Raw genomic sequence first — 3,421 nt, 5'->3', positions numbered from 1 at the left:
TTTGCAGACCTGGCAGCGACCTACTCTCCCGCGTCTTAAGACGAAGTACCATCGGCGCTGGGGCGTTTCACGGCCGTGTTCGGAATGGGAACGGGTGCAGCCACCCCGCCAGAACCACCAGGTCGGCAAAGCGCAAGATTTGCGCCTAGCTTGGCGCAAACCGAATGAGAAGCTGGTTGAAGTTTTCACTTCAGTTGTTTTGAACACGTCACTCATCTCAAGGCGAATGCAAAAGCATTCGTCCGAACGTGATGAGCACAAGCAATGGGAACGATCAAGCCAATCGAACGATTAGTACTGGTAAGCTTCATGCGTTGCCGCACTTCCACACCCAGCCTATCAACGTGGTCGTCTTCCACGGTTCTCAAGGGAATACTCGTTTTCAGGTTGGTTTCCCGCTTAGATGCCTTCAGCGGTTATCCATTCCATATATAGCTACCCTGCTATGCCCTTGGCAGGACAACAGGTCCACCAGAGATATGTCCATCCCGGTCCTCTCGTACTAGGGACAGATCCTGTCAATATTCCTACACCCACGGCAGATAGGGACCGAACTGTCTCACGACGTTCTGAACCCAGCTCACGTACCGCTTTAATTGGCGAACAGCCAAACCCTTGGGACCTGCTCCAGCCCCAGGATGCGATGAGCCGACATCGAGGTGCCAAACAACCCCGTCGATATGGACTCTTGGGGGTCATCAGCCTGTTATCCCCGGCGTACCTTTTATCCGTTGAGCGATGGCCCTTCCACGCGGGACCACCGGATCACTATGACCGACTTTCGTCTCTGCTCGACTTGTCAGTCTCGCAGTCAGGCGGGCTTATGCCATTGCACTCGACGACCGATTTCCGACCGGTCTGAGCCCACCATCGCGCGCCTCCGTTACTCTTTCGGAGGCGACCGCCCCAGTCAAACTACCCACCATACACTGTCCCGGATCCGGATGACGGACCGCGGTTAGACATCCATGACGATAAGGGTGGTATTTCAAGGATGGCTCCACAAGAACTGGCGTCCCTGCTTCAAAGCCTACCACCTATCCTACACATGCCGACACGAATGCCAGTGTAAAGCTATAGTAAAGGTGCACGGGGTCTTTCCGTCTGACCGCAGGAACCCCGCATCTTCACGGGGAATTCAATTTCACTGAGTCTATGCTGGAGACAGCGGGGAAGTCGTTACGCCATTCGTGCAGGTCGGAACTTACCCGACAAGGAATTTCGCTACCTTAGGACCGTTATAGTTACGGCCGCCGTTTACTGGGGCTTCGATTCAGAGCTTGCACCCCTCCTCTTAACCTTCCAGCACCGGGCAGGCGTCAGACCCTATACGTCGTCTTGCGACTTCGCAGAGCCCTGTGTTTTTGATAAACAGTCGCTACCCCCTGGTCTGTGCCACCCCATCTGACTTGCGTCAAAAAGGGTCACGCTTCTTCCGAAGTTACGCGTGCAATTTGCCGAGTTCCTTCAGCATAGTTCTCTCAAGCGCCTTGGTATACTCTACCTGACCACCTGTGTCGGTTTCGGGTACGGTCTATAATGGTGGAGCTATTTCCTGGAACCGCGTCCCCGCCTGGACAATCCAATAAGTCCAAACAAGTTAAGCGATCCGTCACTACCACCAGGCCCACGAATATTAACGTGGTTCCCATCGACTACGCGTGTCCGCCTCGTCTTAGGGGCCGGCTAACCCTGCTCAGATTAACTTTAAGCAGGAACCCTTGGTCTTTCGGCGAGAGGGTCTCTCACCCTCTTTATCGTTACTCATGTCAACATTCGCACTTCCGATACCTCCAGGACCCCTCACGGGTATCCCTTCACAGGCTTACGGAACGCTCCGCTACCACGTATCTTGCGATACATCCTCAGCTTCGGTGCATGGCTTTAGCCCCGTTACATTTTCGGCGCAAAGACCCTTAATTAGACCAGTGAGCTGTTACGCTTTCTTTAAATGATGGCTGCTTCTAAGCCAACATCCTGGTTGTTTTGGGATCCTCACATCCTTTCCCACTTAGCCATGACTTGGGGACCTTAGCTGGAGGTCAGGGTTGTTGCCCTTTTCACGACGGACGTTAGCACCCGCCGTGTGTCTGCCGACTAGTACTCCTCGGTATTCGGAGTTTGGTTAGGATCAGTAAGACGGTGAGTCCCCATAGCCCATCCAGTGCTCTACCCCCGAGGGTATTCGGTCGACGCACTACCTAAATAGTTTTCGCGGAGAACCAGCTATTTCCGAGTTTGATTGGCCTTTCACCCCTAACCACAAGTCATCCCAATCTATTGCAACAGATGCGGGTTCGGTCCTCCAGTTGGTGTTACCCAACCTTCAACCTGCTCATGGCTAGATCACTCGGTTTCGGGTCTAATGCGACGAACTGAACGCCCTGTTCAGACTCGCTTTCGCTGCGCCTTCACCTATCGGCTTAAGCTTGCTCGTCACACTAAGTCGTTGACCCATTATACAAAAGGTACGCTGTCACCCTTGCGGGCTCCAACTGTTTGTAGGCATCCGGTTTCAGGTTCTATTTCACTCCCCTTGTCGGGGTGCTTTTCACCTTTCCCTCACGGTACTTGTTCGCTATCGGTCATGCACGAGTACTTAGGCTTGGAGAGTGGTCTCCCCATGTTCAGACAGGATTTCACGTGTCCCGCCTTACTCAAGGACACTGAGTGTTCTACGTGTAAGGGGCTATCACCCTCTACGGCCGACCTTTCCATGTCGTTCCACTTTATTCCTCAGTGCCACTGGCCTGGTCCGCGTTCGCTCGCCACTACTTGCGGAGTCTCGGTTGATGTCCTTTCCTGCAGGTACTTAGATGTTTCAGTTCCCTGCGTTCGCTTCTTACCCCTATGTATTCAGAGTAAGATACCTTTAAACAATACTTGGAAACCTAAGCCGTACTTGCGTACGACTTAAATTTTCCAAGCATTTAAGGTGGGTTCCCCCATTCGGAGATCCATGGATCAAAGCTCATTCGCAGCTCCCCACGGCTTATCGCAGCGTATCACGTCCTTCATCGCCTGTGCATGCCAAGGCATCCACCAAATGCCCTTCTTTCACTTGATCGTTCTCATTGCCAATGCTCATCCATTAGCCGTCGTCCCGAAGGGACGCGGCAGAAAGGGTTACCTTTTACAACCCAATCCTTATGAGATGCCATCGACGTGTTCGATACGGTCGCTTTATTGGAACCACGCCGAGCGGTTCACTTGCGCCATATCTTAAGACCAGCTTCTCGAGATCTGTCCGGTGATGCGCGGTCAGGCAACACCAATCCAGCATGAACACCAGAAGGGCATCCCGAAGGACACCCAAACAATGATCATGCCTCAAGGACAAGGCTTCCTTCCTACCTCCAGACCCTCTTCCATTTCCGGTCGGCTAGACCATCCATGGCTTCATTGGGACTGGGCTCGGACG

The 3,421-nt window shown here is 53.2% G+C and carries 2 rRNA genes; both read right to left on the bottom strand.

Annotated elements, in window-relative coordinates:
* Positions 1 to 7 precede the first annotated feature (7 nt).
* A 5S ribosomal RNA gene (gene rrf, locus AC3WWH_RS34580) occupies positions 8 to 122 on the bottom strand.
* A 148-nt stretch (positions 123 to 270) separates the two neighbouring features.
* Positions 271 to 3,067: ribosomal RNA gene (locus AC3WWH_RS34575) — 23S ribosomal RNA — on the bottom strand.
* Positions 3,068 to 3,421 lie beyond the last annotated feature (354 nt).

The sequence above is a fragment of the Ensifer sp. EB106-03-01-XG145 genome (assembly GCF_058792075.1).
The sequence above is the reverse complement of the archived record's forward strand: the minus strand, read 5'-3'. Positions and strand labels throughout refer to the sequence as shown.